The organism is Alcaligenes sp. EGD-AK7 (assembly GCF_000465875.3).
Classification (GTDB): Bacteria; Pseudomonadota; Gammaproteobacteria; order Burkholderiales; family Burkholderiaceae_B; genus Alcaligenes; species Alcaligenes phenolicus.
Map to the genome: position 1 here is coordinate 17,743 of NZ_AVOG02000056.1, position 18,287 is coordinate 36,029.

General features: G+C 56.7%; 13 protein-coding genes and 6 tRNA genes. 4 read left to right on the forward strand and 15 right to left on the reverse strand.

Annotated elements, in window-relative coordinates:
• The first annotated feature begins 58 nt into the window (after positions 1–58).
• Positions 59–1,603: an MFS transporter gene (locus N879_RS15790; protein ID WP_009463865.1), complete on the forward strand. Its 1,545-nt coding sequence runs from the start codon at positions 59–61 to the stop codon at positions 1,601–1,603.
• Positions 1,604–1,704: 101 nt separating this feature from the next.
• Here N879_RS15790 and N879_RS15795 read toward each other — a convergent pair whose 3' ends face one another.
• The 3 genes from N879_RS15795 to bioB all read right to left on the reverse strand — a co-directional run bounded on the left by N879_RS15795 (position 1,705) and on the right by bioB (position 4,758).
• A complete protein-coding gene (locus N879_RS15795) occupies positions 1,705–2,724 on the reverse strand; it encodes a BMP family protein (protein WP_031232971.1) in 1,020 nt (339 codons plus the stop codon).
• A gap of 164 nt (positions 2,725–2,888) precedes the next feature.
• Complete coding sequence (locus tag N879_RS15800; protein WP_022983422.1) at positions 2,889–3,740, reverse strand: EamA family transporter; 852 nt, start codon at positions 3,738–3,740, stop codon at positions 2,889–2,891.
• A 1-nt stretch (position 3,741) separates the two neighbouring features.
• Positions 3,742–4,758 carry a biotin synthase BioB gene (gene bioB, locus N879_RS15805; protein WP_009463862.1) on the reverse strand — a complete coding sequence of 339 codons (1,017 nt, stop codon included), beginning with the start codon at positions 4,756–4,758 and terminating at the stop codon, positions 3,742–3,744.
• A gap of 288 nt (positions 4,759–5,046) precedes the next feature.
• On the opposite strand from bioB, the gene N879_RS15810 reads away from it, so the two are divergent.
• Complete coding sequence (locus N879_RS15810) at positions 5,047–5,469, forward strand: acyl-CoA thioesterase (RefSeq protein ID WP_009463861.1); 423 nt, start codon at positions 5,047–5,049, stop codon at positions 5,467–5,469.
• Here N879_RS15810 and N879_RS15815 read toward each other — a convergent pair.
• The 4 genes from N879_RS15815 to N879_RS15830 all read right to left on the reverse strand — a co-directional run bounded on the left by N879_RS15815 (position 5,446) and on the right by N879_RS15830 (position 10,854).
• The gene (locus tag N879_RS15815; RefSeq protein WP_009463860.1) at positions 5,446–5,928 is read right to left on the reverse strand and encodes a DUF3293 domain-containing protein; all 483 of its coding nucleotides are present in this window, start codon (positions 5,926–5,928) and stop codon (positions 5,446–5,448) included. The genes N879_RS15810 and N879_RS15815 overlap by 24 nt on opposite strands.
• Before the next feature lie 115 nt (positions 5,929–6,043).
• Positions 6,044–9,106, reverse strand: coding sequence for an efflux RND transporter permease subunit (locus tag N879_RS15820; protein ID WP_009463859.1), 3,063 nt, complete (start codon positions 9,104–9,106; stop codon positions 6,044–6,046).
• Complete coding sequence (locus N879_RS15825; RefSeq protein WP_009463858.1) at positions 9,103–10,188, reverse strand: efflux RND transporter periplasmic adaptor subunit; 1,086 nt, start codon at positions 10,186–10,188, stop codon at positions 9,103–9,105. Before N879_RS15825 ends, N879_RS15820 begins: the two co-directional genes overlap by 4 nt.
• 54 nt (positions 10,189–10,242) lie before the next feature.
• Positions 10,243–10,854 carry a TetR/AcrR family transcriptional regulator gene (locus N879_RS15830; RefSeq protein WP_009463857.1) on the reverse strand — a complete coding sequence of 204 codons (612 nt, stop codon included), beginning with the start codon at positions 10,852–10,854 and terminating at the stop codon, positions 10,243–10,245.
• A gap of 277 nt (positions 10,855–11,131) precedes the next feature.
• On the opposite strand from N879_RS15830, the gene N879_RS15835 reads away from it, so the two are divergent.
• Positions 11,132–11,404: a hypothetical protein gene (locus tag N879_RS15835; RefSeq protein ID WP_009463856.1), complete on the forward strand. Its 273-nt coding sequence runs from the start codon at positions 11,132–11,134 to the stop codon at positions 11,402–11,404.
• A gap of 151 nt (positions 11,405–11,555) precedes the next feature.
• Here N879_RS15835 and N879_RS15840 read toward each other — a convergent pair.
• The 6 genes from N879_RS15840 to N879_RS15865 form a co-directional block, all read right to left on the reverse strand.
• A tRNA-Asp gene (locus tag N879_RS15840) sits at positions 11,556–11,632 on the reverse strand.
• A gap of 19 nt (positions 11,633–11,651) precedes the next feature.
• Positions 11,652–11,727: transfer RNA gene (locus N879_RS15845), tRNA-Glu, on the reverse strand.
• Between the two features lie 25 nt (positions 11,728–11,752).
• A tRNA-Ala gene (locus tag N879_RS15850) sits at positions 11,753–11,828 on the reverse strand.
• Between the two features lie 123 nt (positions 11,829–11,951).
• Positions 11,952–12,028, reverse strand: a tRNA-Asp gene (locus tag N879_RS15855).
• 19 nt (positions 12,029–12,047) lie between these two features.
• A tRNA-Glu gene (locus N879_RS15860) sits at positions 12,048–12,123 on the reverse strand.
• Between the two features lie 27 nt (positions 12,124–12,150).
• Positions 12,151–12,226, reverse strand: a tRNA-Ala gene (locus tag N879_RS15865).
• A 556-nt stretch (positions 12,227–12,782) separates the two neighbouring features.
• On the opposite strand from N879_RS15865, the gene N879_RS15870 reads away from it, so the two are divergent.
• On the forward strand, positions 12,783–15,605 hold the full coding sequence (locus tag N879_RS15870) for an EAL domain-containing protein (protein ID WP_009463855.1): 2,823 nt from the start codon (positions 12,783–12,785) through the stop codon (positions 15,603–15,605).
• Positions 15,606–15,662: 57 nt separating this feature from the next.
• On the opposite strand, the gene lnt is transcribed toward N879_RS15870, so the two are convergent.
• On the reverse strand, positions 15,663–17,282 hold the full coding sequence (gene lnt / locus N879_RS15875) for an apolipoprotein N-acyltransferase (RefSeq protein ID WP_009463854.1): 1,620 nt from the start codon (positions 17,280–17,282) through the stop codon (positions 15,663–15,665).
• Positions 17,269–18,150, reverse strand: a complete 882-nt coding sequence (locus N879_RS15880) for an HlyC/CorC family transporter (RefSeq protein ID WP_009463852.1) — start codon at positions 18,148–18,150, stop codon at positions 17,269–17,271. Before N879_RS15880 ends, lnt begins: the two co-directional genes overlap by 14 nt.
• Between the last annotated feature and the right edge of the window lie 137 nt (positions 18,151–18,287).

Sequence of the window (18,287 nt, forward strand, 5' to 3'; positions counted from 1 at the left end):
GAATCTGGATGGTAGCGAGAGTTGGGGGCCGGTGCCGCGGTTTTTTTAGGATGTCTGGATGCTGTCATCGGTGGGTGCGTTTTCGTCCCTGTACTTTGCGACCCTGATGCTCTTGCTCAGCTCGGGCCTGTTCAATACCTTCATGGGGGTGCGCCTGACGGCCATCTCGGTGTCAGAGGTATGGATTGGCGGGCTGATTGCGGTGTATTACCTGGGCCTGGTATTTGGTGCTCGTATGGGTCACCGCCTGATCATGGGCGTGGGTCATATTCGGGCGTACGCCGCCAGTGCTGCTATTGTCACCATCTGTGTGCTGGTTCAGATTCTGGTTGATTCCATGTACGTCTGGCTGCTGCTGCGCTTTTTGGCGGGTGCGGCCATGGTGGTGCAGTTCATGGGGATTGAAAGCTGGCTGAACGAGCAAAGCGACAATAGTCAACGCGGCACCATTTTTGCCTTTTACATGGTGTTCTCCAGCCTGGGCACCGTGCTGGGGCAGTTGTCGCTGACTCTGTTTCCGCATCTGAATTACGAGCCGCTGGTATTTGTGGCGATCTGTTCGGCCTTCAGTCTGGTGCCGGTGGCGATTACCCGTCGCAGTCACCCACCCTTGCAAGTACCCGCGCCCATTAACGCACGCTATTACCTGGACCGCGTGCCCTTGTCCATGATGGTGCTGCTGGTCGCCGGTATGTTGACCGGGGCCTTTTATGGTCTGGCGCCCGTGTATGCGGTGCGCGTTCATCTAAGCAATGAGCAGGCTGCCTTGTTTGTCGCCGTGTCTGTGGCCGCCGGTGTGCTGGCCCAATGGCCGGTGGGTTGGCTGGCGGACCGCATGAATCGCGTCAAACTGATCCGCATTAACGCGATCTGTTTGCTGGCCTTGGCCATTCCTTTGTGGGGCTGGTTTGAGGCCCCGTTCTGGTTTCTGCTGATTTTTTCGGCGTTGTTCGGGATTCTGCAATTTACGCTGTACCCCTTGGGCGCGGCTTTCGCCAATGACAACGTGGATCCGGAGCGGCGAGTTGGCTTGAGCGCCATTTTGTATATGGTCTATGGCTTGGGGGCCTGTCTGGGGCCGCTGCTTGCCGGCGGCCTGATGTCTTATATTGGCAGCAATCTGTACTACATCTTCGTGGCAGCCTGTGGCTTGGCTTTGGTTCTGCTGGTCCGCCCGCAAAAGGTACTGGGCGATCACTTGAGCCAGGATGCGCCTACTACCTTTGTGCCTATGCCAGACAGCTTGCAAAGCTCGGCTGCGGCGGTGGCACTGGACCCACGGGTAGATATCAGCTCTGACGTGTCGCACGACCCTGTGTTCGAGGATCTGCCGCCTGTTGAAGAGCGGGTGCCCGCAACGACGGAAAGCACGGCTGCGGAGCGCAAGGCGGAAGATGAGGCTGCAGAGGCGACACTTGCCGAGGACGACAAACGGGCTGATCCTGTTGTTGGAAGCTCGGGAAGCTCGGGAAGCTCGGGAAGCTCGGGAAGCTCTGTGAATTCTGAAGGCTTGGATGCTTTTGGGAGCGCGGCAGATGTGGAAAGCTCGAGCGCTGAGAAAGACGCAGAGAAAGCACGTAAACCCTCAGATCCAGCCCCTTAGGTCGCCGCCAGAATCGAGCATGTTCTCATAGCGGTTTACGAGCATGATTCACTCATAAAAAAACCCAGGCCAAGCCTGGGTTTTTTATTTCTGCCCGGATCTTAAGTCTGGAACTCAGGCCCGTTGAATTCGGCCTCAACCTCAATCTTGCCAGCCAGAATATCCTGCTGCAGCGCTGCAATACGCTGGCGCACGGCATCCGGTGTGTCCGGGGCCATGATCAGGCGCACCGCATCCGGTTGCTGCAGGCCAACCTTGAAGATCTTGCCGGACTCGAACTTGTTTTCGCTCAGATCCTTGCAAGCTTCAAATACGCCAATGCCTACATCGGCCCAGGCGGAACCGACGAATACGTCGGGCTCACGGGCGACCCAGTCGATCACATTACCAATTTCTTTGATGCCCAGTTCACGGCAGGCCTGCGTTGTGCCGCTACGGCCTTTGTTCAGCATGGTGTAGATGATGTCTGCACCAGCTTTGGCCTGTGCCTGGGTGACCCGCGCGGCCAGCTCAATATCATCCTGGTTGCCGGAGAAGTTTGTCAGCAGCTTCACATCCGGATTGGCATGCTTGACGCCAGCGGCATAGGAAGCGCGGGCGCGCAAACCAGGGGGCACGCGTATGCCGGACTGGTGGGCCACCACGCCGGTCTTGGTCATCAGGGCGGCATAGGCACCGGCCAGCCAGGCTGACTCTTCCTGACGCACGTCATAGCTGCTCAGATTGCTGGCAGTGACGGCACCTTGCGTGATCACAAAGCGGGTATCCGGAAACTCCTTGGCAACGGCCAGGGCAGCATCGGTGTTCTGACCGCCGTGGGCGATCAGCAAGGCCGGTTTGTATTGTGTTGCCAGTTCGCGCAGAGCGGCAATTTGCGCCTGGGTTTCGTTAGCCACCTGATCTTTGTAGTGGCCGGTAATAGGCAACTGGTCCATGGCCTTCTTGAAGCCCTGATAACCAGCTTGCATGAAGCCGTTGTCATCAATGTGGCCGCAGAACAGGGCGGCAACGACGGGTTTGTTGGCCGCCAGCACACTGCGGCCAAGCCAAGGGGCAGCCAGTGCGCCGGCTCCAGCGGAAGCGGCGGCCAGCAGTAACTGTCGACGGGTAAATCCGGTCATGATCATGTCTCCTGTGTAGTCTCCGACGTGGGCGTCGGTAAAAATCGTTTTTTTCTAATCTACAGGAGATGAAAAGCCGCGGTTCCTGAAGTTTTAAATGTCAAATATAAGAATTCTCGTATAGTGCGTTTACGCGGGCATGTATGAGACATGCCCGATATTGTTCACCGCGGAATCAGGGCCACGATAGCGCCAATGGCCAGGGCAACCCCCACCATATTGAGCGCGCTGAGCTTTTCCTTGAAGAAGCCCGCGCCGATGACGGCACCCATGGCAATCACGCCAATATTCATGGCCGAGAACACCAGAGTGGGGTTCTCCGGGAAGATCTGGTGGGCGCGGATATAAAAGAAAATATTCCCGAAGTTCAGCAGGCCCAGCACCAGACCGGCTAAAAGGCTGCCTTTATGCCAGCTGGTGCGCTTGGCCAGCAGCCAGCACAGCATCAGCACACCGGCCAGCGAGAAGGACACCACCAGACTGCTGGAGAAAGCTGCACCGGCTCTGGAGAGCTGCTTGAACATGATGTCGATCACGCCATAGCCTAGCCACACAGCCAGCAGCATCAGGGCAGGATGCCCGCAGCCTGCTTCCTGGCTACTGGCCTGCCGCGGACGTATCAGCAGGCACAGCAAGGCAATCAGGGCCAGGGCGATGCCCAGCAGTTTCTGACCAGCCAGTTGCTCGCCAAACAAGAGAAAGGCCGCCAACAAGGGAATGAACAGGGACAGGCGCTGGGCAGCATCGCTCAGCACAATCCCGGCTTGCCGCACTGCCGCCGCCATGAACAGAAAGACGCTGGGCAAGAGCACACCCAAGGCAATCAGAATCCACCAGGGGGTAGCAGGATTCAGCAGGCTGCTGGGATGCGGTTGCAGCAATACCAGACTCAAGGTGACTGCCACGCCGTAGTTAACCATGATGGCCTGGGCGACATCGATCTGCCGCTGGCGAGCGACTTTCAGCAGAATGGAAACGGCAACACTGCACAGAATGCTGGCGATCAGAGTGAGCATGTTAGAGGGCCTCGACCATAGCGCGTGGACGGGTTTGTTCCAATGACAAAGGGGGTTCGGACAGCGTGGTTTTGGCCGCTTCCAGTTGCAGGCGGGCAAACAGACCCTGGTCCGCCACAAACTGCGGGTTGCCGGTAGTCAGCAATTGCTCGCCATAGAAAATGGAGTTGGCACCGGCCATAAAGCAAAGGGCTTGAGTGCTGTCATCCATGGTTTCTCGTCCCGCCGACAGGCGTACGGCGCTGGTGGGCATCAGGATACGTGCAATGGCAATTGTGCGTACAAACTCGAAGGGGTCCAGATCATCGACCTGGTCCAGCGGCGTGCCCGGCACTTTCACCAATTGGTTGATAGGTACGGACTCGGGGTAGGGGCGCATATTGGCCAGCTGAGCCAACAGGCCAGCACGCTCGCGACGGCTTTCACCCATGCCGATAATCCCGCCGCAGCAACTGTTCAAACCGGCTGCGCGTACGCGTTCCAGCGTGTCCAGGCGGTCCTGGTACGTGCGCGTGCTGATGATCTGGCCATAGAACTCGGGGGAGGTGTCCAGATTGTGGTTGTAGTAGTCCAGCCCGGCATCTTTCAGGCGTTGCGCCTGACCGTCTTTGAGCATGCCCAAGGTGACACAGGTTTCCAGCCCCATCGCTTTGACGGCGCTGACCATCTCAACTACCTGGTCCAATTGTTTTTCGGTAGGAGAGCGCCAGGCGGCACCCATGCAAAAACGCTGAGCACCCTGTGCTTGGGCGGCGCGGGCCGCTTCCAATACCTGTTCCAGGGGCATCAAGGGTTCAGGTTCCAGCTCGGTCTGGTATTTGGACGATTGCGGGCAGTAGGAGCAATCTTCGGGACAGGCGCCTGTCTTGATGGAGAGCAGGCTGGAGAGCTGGATTTGATTGGCCGGGTGGTGCTGTCTATGTACGGTCTGCGCCTGGAACACGAGGTCCATAAAGGGCAGCTCGTAAAGCTCCATGATGCGACGAATCGTCCAGGGTGCGGGGGTATTTACAGACATGGCAGGCTACCTTATTCAGTGACGCAGCTATGCTAGGTTTTCTGCCTGTGAAAGACGACTCCTGGGGCTGGCAGGCTCCGGAGGCTTGTCTCGCTATGGGGCCTATTTCAGTGATTTTTAGACGAAATTGTCGCTAACTTCGCTTAATTTCAATTATTGTGAGGGATACAAACTATTTCAAAGGCAGTATTTGCAAAATGTTTCAGCGGCTGATTCAGTGCCTGATTACCGTGGTTTCCACCTTTTTATCCGAGGTAAACTGGCAGGCGATTTTGCAAAAGGATAAACATGCACGTGTTCGAGCGCCGCATCACTGTGGAATGGGGTGATTGCGATGAGGCCGGGATTGTTTTCTATCCCAATTATTTTTATTGGTTTGACTGCACGTATCAGGCGTGGCTGCGGCAGGCAGGCTTGAGTCAGCGTATCTTGCGCCAGGAATATGATGCGGTAACGCCCTTGGTGGATGTCGGTGCCAACTTCCGCGCACCCGTTACCTATGATCGCGAGATTCGCGTTTGCGTGCAGGTGGCTCAATGGCTGGAGCGGCGCTTCAAGCTTGAATATCAAGTCTTCAATATGGACGGTGTGCTGGTAGCAACCGGCCACGAGTGGCGCGCCTGGGCGCAGGTCTTGCCGGAAGGGCGGCTGAAAGGTGCCGCCATTGCTGAAGACTTTCGTCAGCGCTTAGAAGGGAACGGGGCTGTTTGAAGCGGCTTGATCAGACACCGGCAGGCGCTGCTGCACTTGATGCAGCTGCGGCTTGCCATTGAGCGGTATATAGACAAAAGCCAATTGCTTGAACAGGCGTGCTTGCCAGCGTGCCTGTTGCAGGCTGATGTCCAGCACCAGCAGGCTGGGTTCATCCGGCCATTTGCCCTTGGGGTCCAGATTCACGGCGGGCCACCAGCGCAGATCCAGTTTCTGCAAATCGCGCAGCAAGCTTTCCTGAACCGCATCGTTAAAGGCACGGCTGCAAATTTGCGCGCCTGGATTGCAGGCGGTCAAAATTGCCGCCCCACGGCTGTTTTCTTGTTCCAGTAATTGATTCAGAGGGCGGTTGAGCTGGCCGATGCGCACGTCCATATCGCCCTTTGGGCTGTGTATACGGTAGATCGCCTTCTCGAAAGCGTGAGACAGGGCGGCGGGCAGGTCTTTCTGTGTAGACATAAGCTATCTTGCGTCGTTCTGTTCTCTGGACCCACAAGACTGGCAGTGGGATGCATGGTTTGTTTGTGTTCAAACCATGCATCCATTATTTACACAGTTTCAGCCTTCAAGCAAGTTATGAGGCGCGTGGATCCTGGATTCGATTCCAGATCGAATACAAGCTGGGCAAGAACAAGAGCGTCAGGATGGTGCCAATGGCTGTACCGCCGATCAGCGTCAGGGCCATGGAGCCCCAGAACACGGAGAAGGACAGCGGAATGAAGGCCAGTACCGCCGCCAGCGCCGTCAGAATGACGGGGCGGGCACGCTGCACAGTGGCTTCAATCACGGCATCGTAGGGTGAGGTACCTTCAGCCCGGTTGGTCTTGATCTGCTCAATCAGAATCAAGGTATTGCGCATCAGGATCCCCGCCAGACCGATCAGCCCCAGAATCGCGGTAAAACCAAAGGGTTGCTGGAAAATCAGCAAGGCGGGCACGCTGCCAATCAAGCCCAAGGGGGCGGTCAGGAACACCATGATCATGTTCGAGAGCGAACGTACCTGAATCACGATGACCAGCAGCATCAAGGCAATCATGACCGGGAAGACGGGCAGCAGCGCGTCATTGGACTTCTTGGCCTCGGCGGTGATGCCGCTCATCTCGATCAGGTAGCCAGGGGGCAGGGAAGCCTGCAAGGAGGCAAACTCCTTCATCACCCGGTTGGCCACTTCTGCCGGTTGCACGTGCGGAGCAATATCCCCTCGCACGGTCATGGTGGGCAGGCGGTTGCGACGGGCCAGCTTGGGTTCTTCCTGCATGATTTCCAGCTTGCCGACTTGCTCCAAGGGCAGGTTCTGGCCCTGATCATTCATGACGGTCAGGCCGGACAGGCGAGTTGGGTCATGGCGGTTGCTGGCCGAGCTGCGCGCCACAACCAGCACATTACGCAGGTCCTCGCGGTATTCCGCAACGGTTGTGCCATCCAGCTGCAACTGGATTTGTTCGGCCAGACTCTGGCGATTCAAACCCAAGGCTTGCAGACGTTGTGGGTCTACGTCCAGCTTCAGGACGGGTACGCGCGAACCCCAGTCCACGTTCACCTGACGCATGTCCTTGTCGGCCCGCATCACCGCCATGGCCTGCTCGGAAATATCACGTAGCTTGTCCAGATCAGGGCCACGTACCAGGAACTCCACCGGGTATTTGGTGGATGGCCCGAACACTAGCTGAGTGGCACGGACACGCGCTTCTGGTGTCAGGCCATCGGCCACCACTTGGCGGAAGCGTTGCAGCAGCGCATCGCGGTCGTGGTGATCAGCCGTCAGCACCACCAGACGAGCAAAGGAGGGATCAGGCAGTTCAGGGTTGTAGGACAGGAAAAAGCGCGGTGCGCCTTGCCCGGCATAGCTGGTGACCAGCTTGGTTTCGGGCTGCTCGCGCAACCAGCTCTCCACCTTGCGAGTAACGGCTTGCGTGGACTGAATACTGCTGCCCTCGGGTAACTGCACTTCTACCAGCAGCTCGGGTCGGTCGGAGGTGGGGAAGAATTGCTGTTTGACGAAACCCATGCCTACAACCGCCAGCACGAAGGCCGCCACCACAATTCCGGCCACCAGAAACTTGTGGTGTACCGACCAGGCAATCATGCGGCGCAGGCGCATGTAATTGGGGGTGTCGTAAATGGCCTGATGGCCGCCGGGACGGGCTGGAATGGCGGGCAGCAATTTCACGCCCATATAGGGAGTGAAGGCCACCGCAACCAGCCAGGAGGTCAGCAGGGCAGCGGCCAGAATCCAGAAGATATTGCCGGCGTACTCCCCGGCAGAGGAACGGGCAAAACCCACCGGCAGAAAGCCGATAATCGTCACCAGGGTGCCGGACAGCATGGGGGCTGCCGTATGGTTCCAGGCATAGGCGGCGGCTTTCAGGCGGTCCATGCCTTCTTCCATTTTCACGATCATGATCTCGATCGCAATAATGGCGTCGTCCACCAGCAGGCCCAGCGAGATAATCAGCGCGCCCAGCGTTACCCGATCAAACACCTTGCCTGTCATCATCATGATGACGAACACCATGGCCAGCGTCAGGGGCACAGCGGCAGCCACTACAATCCCGACCCGCCAGCCCATGCTGACCAGACACACCAGCAGCACCACGCTCAGCGCCGCGAAGAACTTGAACATGAACTCGCCTACGGCGGAGGCAATGTTCACCGACTGGTTGGTGACGGTCTCCAGGGAGAAGCCCAGGGGCAGGGCAGCGGCAATATCTTCCCGTGCCTTTTCCAGATCCTTGCCCAGATACAGGCCGTTGTAGCCCTCCTGCATCACCACATCCAGCAACATGGCAAATTGTGCGTTGTGGTGAATCTCGAAGCTGGGTGGGTCCTCGTAACCACGGCTGATAGTGGCAATGTCGCCCAAGCGCAGATTATGACCCTGCACGTAGATATAGGTATTGCTGATGGCCTCCACATCCTCCAGCCCGGCGCTAAGGCGCATGTGAATACGCGGGCCATCGGTGCTGATGGCACCACTGGCTGTCATGGCACTGCGCTTGGACAAGGCTTCCAGAATCTGTTGAGGATTGAGCTGCAGATTGTGCAGCTTGGCTTCGTCCAGATCGACAAAAATACGCTCGCTTTGCTCGCCCAGAATATTCACCTTCTTGACGCCGGGGACTTGCAGTAGCTGGCTGCGTACTTTCTCGGCCTCGCGAGTCAGCAGGCGCGGTGGCAGACCGGGGGCTTGCAGCGCGAACAGGCTGAAGGACACGTCCGAGTATTCGTCGTTCACAAACGGCCCCTGCACGCCTTTGGGCAAGCGCGGAGCCTGATCCTGCAGCTTCTTGCGGAGCTGATAGAACTCGCTCTGAACGTCCGCGGGCGGCATGGTGTCTTTCAGGGTCACCACCATCAAGGCTGTGCCGGGACGAGTAACCGTCTCTACCTTGTCAAACCAGCGCAGTTCCTGCATGCGCTTTTCCATGGGCTCGGCCACCAGATCCTGCATTTCCTGGGCAGTGGCTCCGGGCCACATGGCGGTGACGGTCAGCACTTTCACGGTAAAAGCCGGGTCTTCGGCTCGCCCCAGTTTCACGAAGGAGTAAATGCCGGACGCTGCCAGAGCAATGATCAGAAACAGCGTGATGGCCCGTTCACGCACCGCCAGAGCGGAGAGATTGAAGCGGCCTGTCATTGCTTGACCTCGCGTGTTTCAGGACGAACTTCCTGGCCTTCATGCAAAAGGTTAGCGCCCAACGCCACGATGGCCGTACCGGCTTCAGGGCCTTGGGACAGGTAAGCGTGTTCCTGGGCAAGCTTGGCAATGGTCACGGGCTGCCAGTGCACGGTTTTCTGATCATCAATTACCCACACACCGGGCCCTTTACCCGCATCGTAAATTGCAGTCAGCGGCACTTGATTCAAGGCGTCTGCATCCGGGGGCGTCAAATGCACAATGGCGCTGGAACCCAGTCTTGCGGTGACATTCTCGCCCTCGAAGGAAAAGCGGGCCTGATAGCTGCGGGTTGCAGGGTCAGAGGATTGGGCCAACTCGCGCAGTTGGGCGGGCAGGCTTTCCTGGGAGTCCGTTAGTTCAATGGTGGCGCGAGTACCCAGCGGGATATCCCATTGTTCGGGCAGGCTGACAATGACATCACGTGGGCCGTCCTGGGCCAGGCGCAGCACGGCTTGCCCCGGGCTGACAACTTGGCCAACATCCGCAATCTGGGCGGTAATGATGCCGCTGGCTTCTGCTTTCAGGGAACTGTATTGGTCGGCGTTGCGGGCTATTTCAGCTTGTGCTTGGGCGGACTTCAGATTTGCCTGTGCGCTACGCAGTGCCTTCTGGCTTTGTTCATGCGCCTGACGGGAAACACCGCCTTGCTCCACCAGCAGGGACAAGCGTTTGTAATCTGACTGGGCTTGTTCGGCCTGAGCCTGGGCGGCCTGCACGGCAGCCAGACGGGCGCGGTAATCCAGTTGCAGATCCTTGGGGTCCAGCGTCATCAAGAGCTGGCCTTTTTCAACGTGCTCGCCGTTTTGAACTTTGCGCGTATCAATCTTGCCGCCTACCCGAAATGCCAGCGGGCTTTCCACCCGTGCGCTGACCAGCCCCAGGAAACGTCGTTGCTGATCGGCCTTGGGCTGAATCACGCTTTGAATGACCAAAGGAGCCTGAGTGCGAGGGTCGGCCTCCTGTGTCTGCTGGCTGCACCCCATCAGTACAAGGGCGGCGGACAAACTCAAGACAGGGCTAAGAGAGCGAAAAAGAGCCATGCAGGACTCCGGGTAGGTAAATAGTTGGATGAACTGTAACTTGGGACGTGACGTTCAAGGCATCAGGCTACGCAGGATAAGCTGCGTTACCACCAGCAAACCTTGGCGGGTTTTTTCAGGCGGATGTATTTCCAGCAAGACAGGGTGTAGACAGGCGGTCAAGGCAAACAGGATGCCTTGAACCACCTCGTCCAAGGGCGTGCGGCGTTCAAAGTCGCCGCTTTCACGGCCCGCGCGCACCAGGGCGGTGATTTGGGTCAGCAAATCTTCTCTGTGCTGGTCCACTGTTGTCCAATTGTTTTGCAGCGCTTCAATGACCACTTCTTGCATGCGGCCTTCCTGCAAGAACAGCTCCAGGCTTAGCGTGCAGGCGGTTTCAATGAAGTGGCGCAGACGTTCGATAGGGGGCAAGTCGCCCTCCACAATCTGTTGCAGCTGCACGTGCATGCCTTTGAGCACAGAGTGGCAGATCGCCTGGCCGATAGCCTGCTTGGAGTCGAAAAAACGATAGAGATAAGCGCTGGACACGCCTATGGATTTGGCCAGGCTGGCAACAGAGGTCTTGCGATACCCGTAGAGCCGGAAATGCGTATTGGCCTGCTCAATGATCTGTTCGCGGCGATGATGCTCGGTCGGACCACGCTGGCCCAGGGTACTGGCTGGCATAGAAGTTGAATGTTGAAGTAACGATAACGCAATACATTAACTTCCTTGTTAAGCCGCGGCAAGTAAATTGAGGCCACATATCCCGTTTTTTTGCTTGATGGGACTCTTCTTGACAGGCAAACCTTTTAGATCAGCCGATGGCTTGAGCAGGCAGCAGGGCATCCGCAGGATGGGATCATGCTTTGAGTCTGACCTTCCAGGCTTTGGCTTGTTGAGAGCGTGCCAGGGATAGCGCTTTTTGCAAGGTGGCTGATGCGTATGGTTGTTCGGATGGGAGATGCCTGGCGTATTTGTCTCGAATGTCTATTACAACCAGCCGCTTCTGGAACTGTTGCAACAGGCATTCTCGCAGGAAAGAGGGCTGATTAATCTGGCCCCGATGGCGACCCAGTTGGGGTTTGTTTGCGGCCTGTTTTTTCTGGTCCCTCTTGGAGACCGGATTGACCGTAGAAAATTGATTCTGGGGCAGGCGGTGGTTTTGCTGGTCGGGCTGGTATTGCCTGGCGTCTGGGTGGGTGGCATGCGGTATGCCTGTTTGGAGGGGCATTAGTGCTTATCGGTTTTTCTTTGCACGGTATTCGTAGACGAGCGATAGGCACCAGAGGCTGAGAGAGGTGTTCTGGTGCGCATGCTTGCAGGCCGGGAGTCCACCAATGAAAAAAGCCTGACAGATCGAAATCTATCAGGCTTTTTGAATTTTTTGGCGGAGCGGACGGGGCTCGAACCCGCGACCCCCGGCGTGACAGGCCGGTATTCTAACCAACTGAACTACCGCTCCGCAGCGGTGCCAAGAATCTTGGCGTCCCCTAGGGGATTCGAACCCCTGTACCCACCGTGAAAGGGTGGTGTCCTAGGCCTCTAGACGAAGGGGACAGGACTTACAACTAAATCGTCGTTTTGGTGGAGGTAAGCGGGATCGAACCGCTGACCTCTTGCATGCCATGCAAGCGCTCTCCCAGCTGAGCTATACCCCCAATTTTCTTTACTTCGTTTTTTAACTGCGTCAAAAAACCGAAGTATCGAAATAAGTGTCAGGCTTGACGAGGCTTGCCACTTCAAACTGCTAAAACCAGTCCAGGACTGATTTTTAAATTTTTTGGCGGAGCGGACGGGACTCGAACCCGCGACCCCCGGCGTGACAGGCCGGTATTCTAACCAACTGAACTACCGCTCCGCAGCGGTGCCAAGAATCTTGGCGTCCCCTAGGGGATTCGAACCCCTGTACCCACCGTGAAAGGGTGGTGTCCTAGGCCTCTAGACGAAGGGGACAGGACTCTACAGCTAATCTTCGTTTTTTGGTGGAGGTAAGCGGGATCGAACCGCTGACCTCTTGCATGCCATGCAAGCGCTCTCCCAGCTGAGCTATACCCCCATTTCGGTGTTCTTTTTGTCGACCACCAACGAAGAATTGAGATTATGAAGGTGTTTTCGTCTTTGTGCAAGTCTTTTGAAGAAAAAAACCAGAATAAAGTGAAAAAACTTCAGAGGTGCTGCCAGAGGGGGGGCAGGGGGCAGGCAGAGGAGGCGATACCCCCGGCGTGCGGAAGCCGAAAACAGGGCTAAGGGCGTGCCTGAAATGGGCGTGTATCTTTTTGTTTTATACGGAGTTTTGTATCTTCTTTGTGTCATAACATTTCATTTGTGGCTCAATAGAAGGAAATGCTTTCAACTATTAGCGTCGTTTTTTTGTCCCTTTCAGGCTCGTCTAATTCCCTTCTTAGGCGCATAAATGCAGGGTTTGTGAGAAATTTGCGCTGCTCTGTAATCTAATGATGGTATGCTTCGTTGAGTAACATTTCACCTGCAATAATTACGTTTTGTAGGCCCCTCACTTAGCCTGCATTTTTTTATTTAATGGCGCTATGTCAGCAAAGCAGTGCATATCATCACCTCTGCCTGTTCCAGTGGATGCACAAAGACGAATCAGTTTGAGTGCTTTGCTGATTTGGGTGCTGTTGGTCTGGCTGTTGTTGATCTCCGCAACGGTTACTGTCATTTACAAGCAAAACCAGGCAGAAATTCGCCTGCAGGCAAGTAGCGGCCTCCTGCGCCAGCTCTCTGATATCAGCTATTCCGTGGCGCTGGCCGCGCCTTCCAGTTCGACGCCTGCCCGTTTGCGCCACTTGGATCAGCAGTTCCAAGGGGTAGTGCAGTTGTTACGCGATGGCGGAGTAGTCGATGGTGTGGTCCTGGTCCCGCTGGACAAGCCCTTGCTGGGGCTGGTCTCCCAACTAAGTAATGAATGGCAGCGGCGCTTGATGCGTCTGGATTTTCCGGTCAGCTCCGAGCAAGTGCTCCTGCCAGCGGCCAGCCTGAACGCGGAAGACTCGTTGTTTCGTCATAACACCCAGCAATTGCTGGATGCGTTTGATGCCTCGCGTGAAAGTATCCGCTCGCAGCACCGCTGGACGGTGTTCTTCATGCTGGGTCTGGATTTGATCGCGCTGTGTCTGTCCTACTTCATGTTGCGTGCCTGGGCAGCCGATCCCTTGCGACAGCTGGTGGCTCAAGGCCAGGCTTTTACTGGCGGCAATTACCGTGCGAAAAGCACCAGTTCAGGCACTAGTGAAACGCGTTATTTGTCGCAGATTTTGAATTACTGCGGTTTGCAGATTCAACAGCTGGATGCGCAGCTTTCTATTCAGCAGCGCAATTTATCCCAGCTCAACGCCATATGCCGCAGTTTGAGCCACAACCCTTTATTGGGAGTTTATTTATCCCGCGATGGCCGCTTTGATTTCGTCAATAAAAAGCTGGCAGAGACATTGGGATATAGCCGTGCACAATTGCGCCAGGAGTTCACGGTTGATCAAGTCTTTCTGTCGCCGCGATTTCCTTCTTTGACTCAAGTGGTGGCCGATTCGCGTTCTGGTGGCAGCAGTTTGCGCTATGAAACGCGGGCATTGCGTTATGACGGCAAATCCATTGATGTCGAAATCTGTGCCATTCCCATCGAGCTCGAGGGTCGTATGGGCATGGTGGCAGTAGTGCAGGACATCACCACGCGGGTGCGCAACGAAGTGACGGGTCGTTTGGCGGCCGTGGTGTACGAGAACACTTGCGAAGCCATTGTTGTGACGGATCGTTTTGGCCATGTGGTAGATGCCAACCCGGCGTTTAGCCGCATCACCGGCTACGAGCTGGACGAAGTGCGGGGCCGCACCTTGTCTATCCTGAACTCGGGACGTCAGGACACGGAGTTCTACCGCAAAATGTGGCGCGAGATTTCGGAAACCGGGCGGTGGCAGGGCGATATCTGGAATCGACGCAAGAACGGCGAGGATTTTGCCGAGCGTTTGACCATCAGCACTGCCTGGAACCCGGATGGCACGGTGTATCGCCATATTGGCTTGTTCACCGACATCACCAGCCATAAGAAGCGTGAAGCGCAGATGTGGAAGCAGGCGCATTACGATCATTTGACGGGCTTGCCCAATCGGCAGATGTTCCAGGATCGCTTGCAGCAAGCGCGCGAGCAGTCGCGTCGCACAGGCTTGCCTTTCGCGCTGATCTTTATGGATCTGGATTTTTTCAAGGATGTGAACGACTCCTTGGGGCACGAGAAGGGCGACGTCCTGCTGCAGGAAGTCGCCCAGCGTTTGCAGCGCTGTGTGCGGGTAACGGATACCGTGGCCCGTATTGGTGGTGACGAGTTTACCGTCATCATCTCGGATATCAGCGATACCTCGATTGTGGAGCGCACTTGTCGCTGTTTGCTGGACACGATTGAAGAGCCTTTCCAGTTGGGCAAGAACTCGGTGTCTGTTTCCGCCAGTTTGGGAATCACGCTGTTCCCCGAAGATGGCGATGATGCCGGCCAGCTTTTGAAGAATGCGGATATGGCCATGTACGCCGCCAAGGCTTGCGGCCGCAATCAATACTGTCGCTTCCTGCCTGCCATGAGCGAAGCCGTGGAAGCGCGCTTGCGTTTTTCGCAGGATTTGCAAAAGGCCCTGAGCGAGCAGCAGTTCCAGCTGTATTACCAGCCGATTGTGGATTTGCGTACAGGGCAGGTCACCCGTGCCGAGGCCTTGATACGCTGGGAACACCCGCAGTTGGGCTTGGTGCCCCCTTCAGAATTCATTCCGTTTTCCGAAGATTCCGGTCTGATTGTGCTGATTGGCGAATGGGTGTTCGAGACGGCTGCCCAGGCCGCGGTGAAACTACGCAACGAGCTGGACCCCGGTTTCCGGGTCAGCCTGAATGTCTCGCCCGCGCAGTTCAAGCTCAATGGCTCCTGCGCGCGCGAGTGGGTGGAGTATCTGCAAACCCAAGGCATTCCGGGTGATGCGCTGGTGGTGGAAATTACCGAGCGCTTGTTGCTGGACGATCAGGGGCAAGCCTTGCAGCAGTTGCGCTCCTTGCGTGAGTACGGCATGAGTGTGGCGTTGGATGATTTTGGCACCGGCTACTCCTCTCTGTCGCACCTGAAGCGGTTTTCCATCAATGTGCTCAAGATTGATCAGTGCTATATCCGCAATCTGGCCCTGAGCAGCGAGGATCTGGTGCTGACTCAGGCCATGATTGTCATGGCGCAAAAGCTGGGCTTGCGGGTAGTGGCAGAAGGTGTGACCAGTCACGAGCAACTGGATTTGTTGAACAACGCCGGTTGCGACTATATGCAGGGCTACTTGTGCTCTACGCCTATCCCGGCGGATGAGTTCGTGGACTGGTGCAAGACCTGGAATCGGGAGCGTGCCGGTGGTTTTGCCGCGCGCTTGTACCCGAATGCACCGCAGGCTTTGCAATAGCAGAATCCTTTCAGGGAGTCTCCGCTACCGCAAAGCCTGTGGTGAGTTTGTTGGTGCTTAGTCCTGACGACGAGAGCGCCAGGCAAAAATAATCAGAAGCAGGCCTGCCCAGATCAAGAAGGGCAGATTGCCGTATTTCACGTAGGGAGTCAGGCCTGTTGTGCCTTGAACTTCCACATCCAGCACACCCGGCGTCAGGGGCGGCAGAGCTGCACGAACACGCCCATAAGGATCAATGGCGGCTGTCATGCCGGTATTGGTGGCACGCAGCATGGGACGGCCTGTTTCCAGAGCCCGCATACGTGAGATCTGCAAGTGCTGGCTCAAGGCCCAGGAATCGCCAAACCAGCCCAGATTGCTGATGTTCAACAGCAAGGTAGCGCCTTCCTGGCCAGGACTGCCTTGCACGGCCTGGATGATCTCTTCACCAAACACGTCTTCATAGCAGATGTTGGGGGCAACACGCCCCTCTGCCATCTTGAAGGGCGCTTGCGGCAAGGCGCCACGATGGAAGTCCCCCAGCGGGATATTCATCATGTCCACAAACCATTGAAAGCCGGTGGGGATGAATTCGCCGAAAGGCACCAGATGATGCTTGTCGTAGTAGCTGGCCGTGCTATTGATGATGTCCTGGGGCTGAGTCTCGGGGCTGATCAGCAAGGCGCTGTTGGTGTAGCTCAGCTTGCCGTTGACCGTGCCACGGTCCATGGGGACACCCAGCACCAGATTGGCTTGATGGCGCTGTGCCAGTTCCGTCCAGCGCAACCAGAAGCTGGTTTCCAGGCGGTTTTGCAATACGGGGATAACGGTTTCAGGCAGAACAATCAGGCGCGGCGCGTCTTCGGGGGTCTTGGCCGGCAGGTTTGCCAGCTCGTAATAACGCTCTATGCCTTCGCTCATATTGGGGCCGAACTTGGCGCTTTGATCGATATTGCCTTGCACCAGGCGGGCAATAAAGGGCGCGCCATGGGGCTGGACCCAGGCAATATGCGGCAGACTGATCCCGATCAGGCCAAAAATCATGGCGATACCAATGCCGATCGCGCTGGAAGGGCTTTGGTTCTTGTCTTTGGAGGCGGCAAACTGGGCAATCACGGCGGCGCTGAAAGCCGACAGCCAGGCCAGGCCATACACACCCACAACGGGTGCCCAGCCGGTAAACATCCCTTCTGCGTGGGCGTAGCCGATATTCAACCAAGGAAAGCCAGTCAGCAAATTGCCGCGCAGCCATTCGCTTAATGCCCAGCAGCTTGCCCAGCCTGCTGATAACAATAATCGTGGTAGCCAGGAATCACTATCGTGCTTGGGGCGCAGTTTTTGCCAAACCGCTGAAGCAAGAGCAGGAAAGAGGGCCAGGGCGGCAGCCAGTAGCAAAACGCCCAGGGCGGCCATCCAGGAGGGCATGCCACCATACTGGTGCATGCTGATGTACAGCCAGTAAATCCCTACGCCAAAATGCCCCAGCCCAAACAGATAACTGCGACCAAAGGCCTGGCGCACGGACGTCGAACCCATGATCTGCGAGCAGGCAATGGCCAGCAGGGTGATCTGGTAGAAAGGCAAAATCCAGGATGGCAGCGGGCCAATGGAAAAGGACAGGGCATGCAAGCCCCCCAGGACCAGCAGTAAAGCGACGCCAAGCGCCTGGGGTAAAGGTTTGGAATCAGGCTTGTTCAAGATTAGGCTCGGCGGGTGTGGCTCGCTGAACGTGCAACCAAAGGGCTCGTTTGGCATCCGCACGGACAACCGTGAGGCTGATGCCATCAAGCTGGGCCACATCGCCCCGGCGAGGGATATGTCCCAATTCGGACGCCAGCCAACCACCTACGGTGTCAAAGTCGTCGTTAGGGAGGTGGGTCTGGAAGGCTTCGTTGAAATCGGGGATTTCAGTCAGTGCCATGACACGCCAGCTGTCGGGGCCGGCCTGGAAAATGGTCTGCTCGGCGTCTTCATCGTATTCGTCTTCGATGTCGCCCACAATTTGTTCCAGCACGTCTTCCATGGTGACCAGGCCTGCTGTACCACCGTGCTCGTCAATAACGACGGCCAGGTGATTGCGGCTGCCACGGAACTCGTGCAGCAAGACGTTCAGGCGCTTGGTCTCGGGAATGAATACCGCAGGGCGAATCAGCGGGCGCAAATCCAGCGTGGGATTGGCGATCGAGAGCAGCAGGTCCTTGGCCAGCAAGATACCGATGATATTGTCGCGCTCCGTCTCGTAGATCGGAAAGCGGCTGTGGCCCGTTTCAATAATGATGGGCAGCATCTCGGTCAACGGTTTGGCGATGTCCAGCATATCGATCTTGGATCGGGGCACCATGATATCGGCCACTGTTTTGTTGGCCATATCCAGTGTTCCGGCGATCATGGACAGCGATTCGTCGTCGATAACTTTGCGGGCGTGGGCCGCAACCAGGACAGACTTAAGGTCTTCTCGGTCTTCGGGTTCGTGACGCCGATTGAAAAAAGCACTTAAGCGAGAGATGGGATTGTTTGAGCTGGCCTTGGAAGGGCGGGGCTCGGGGTCGGGAGCAGAGTCTGACATTGTCCGAAGGACGAGTTAAGGAAGAAACAAGCATAACCGAAAAATGATGACAAGGTATGTACCTGTCATCATTCGGAATGCGGGAAGGCAAGTGAGGATTGGCGCAGCTTTGTCAGGGATGGGAGGCCCTTTGTGAC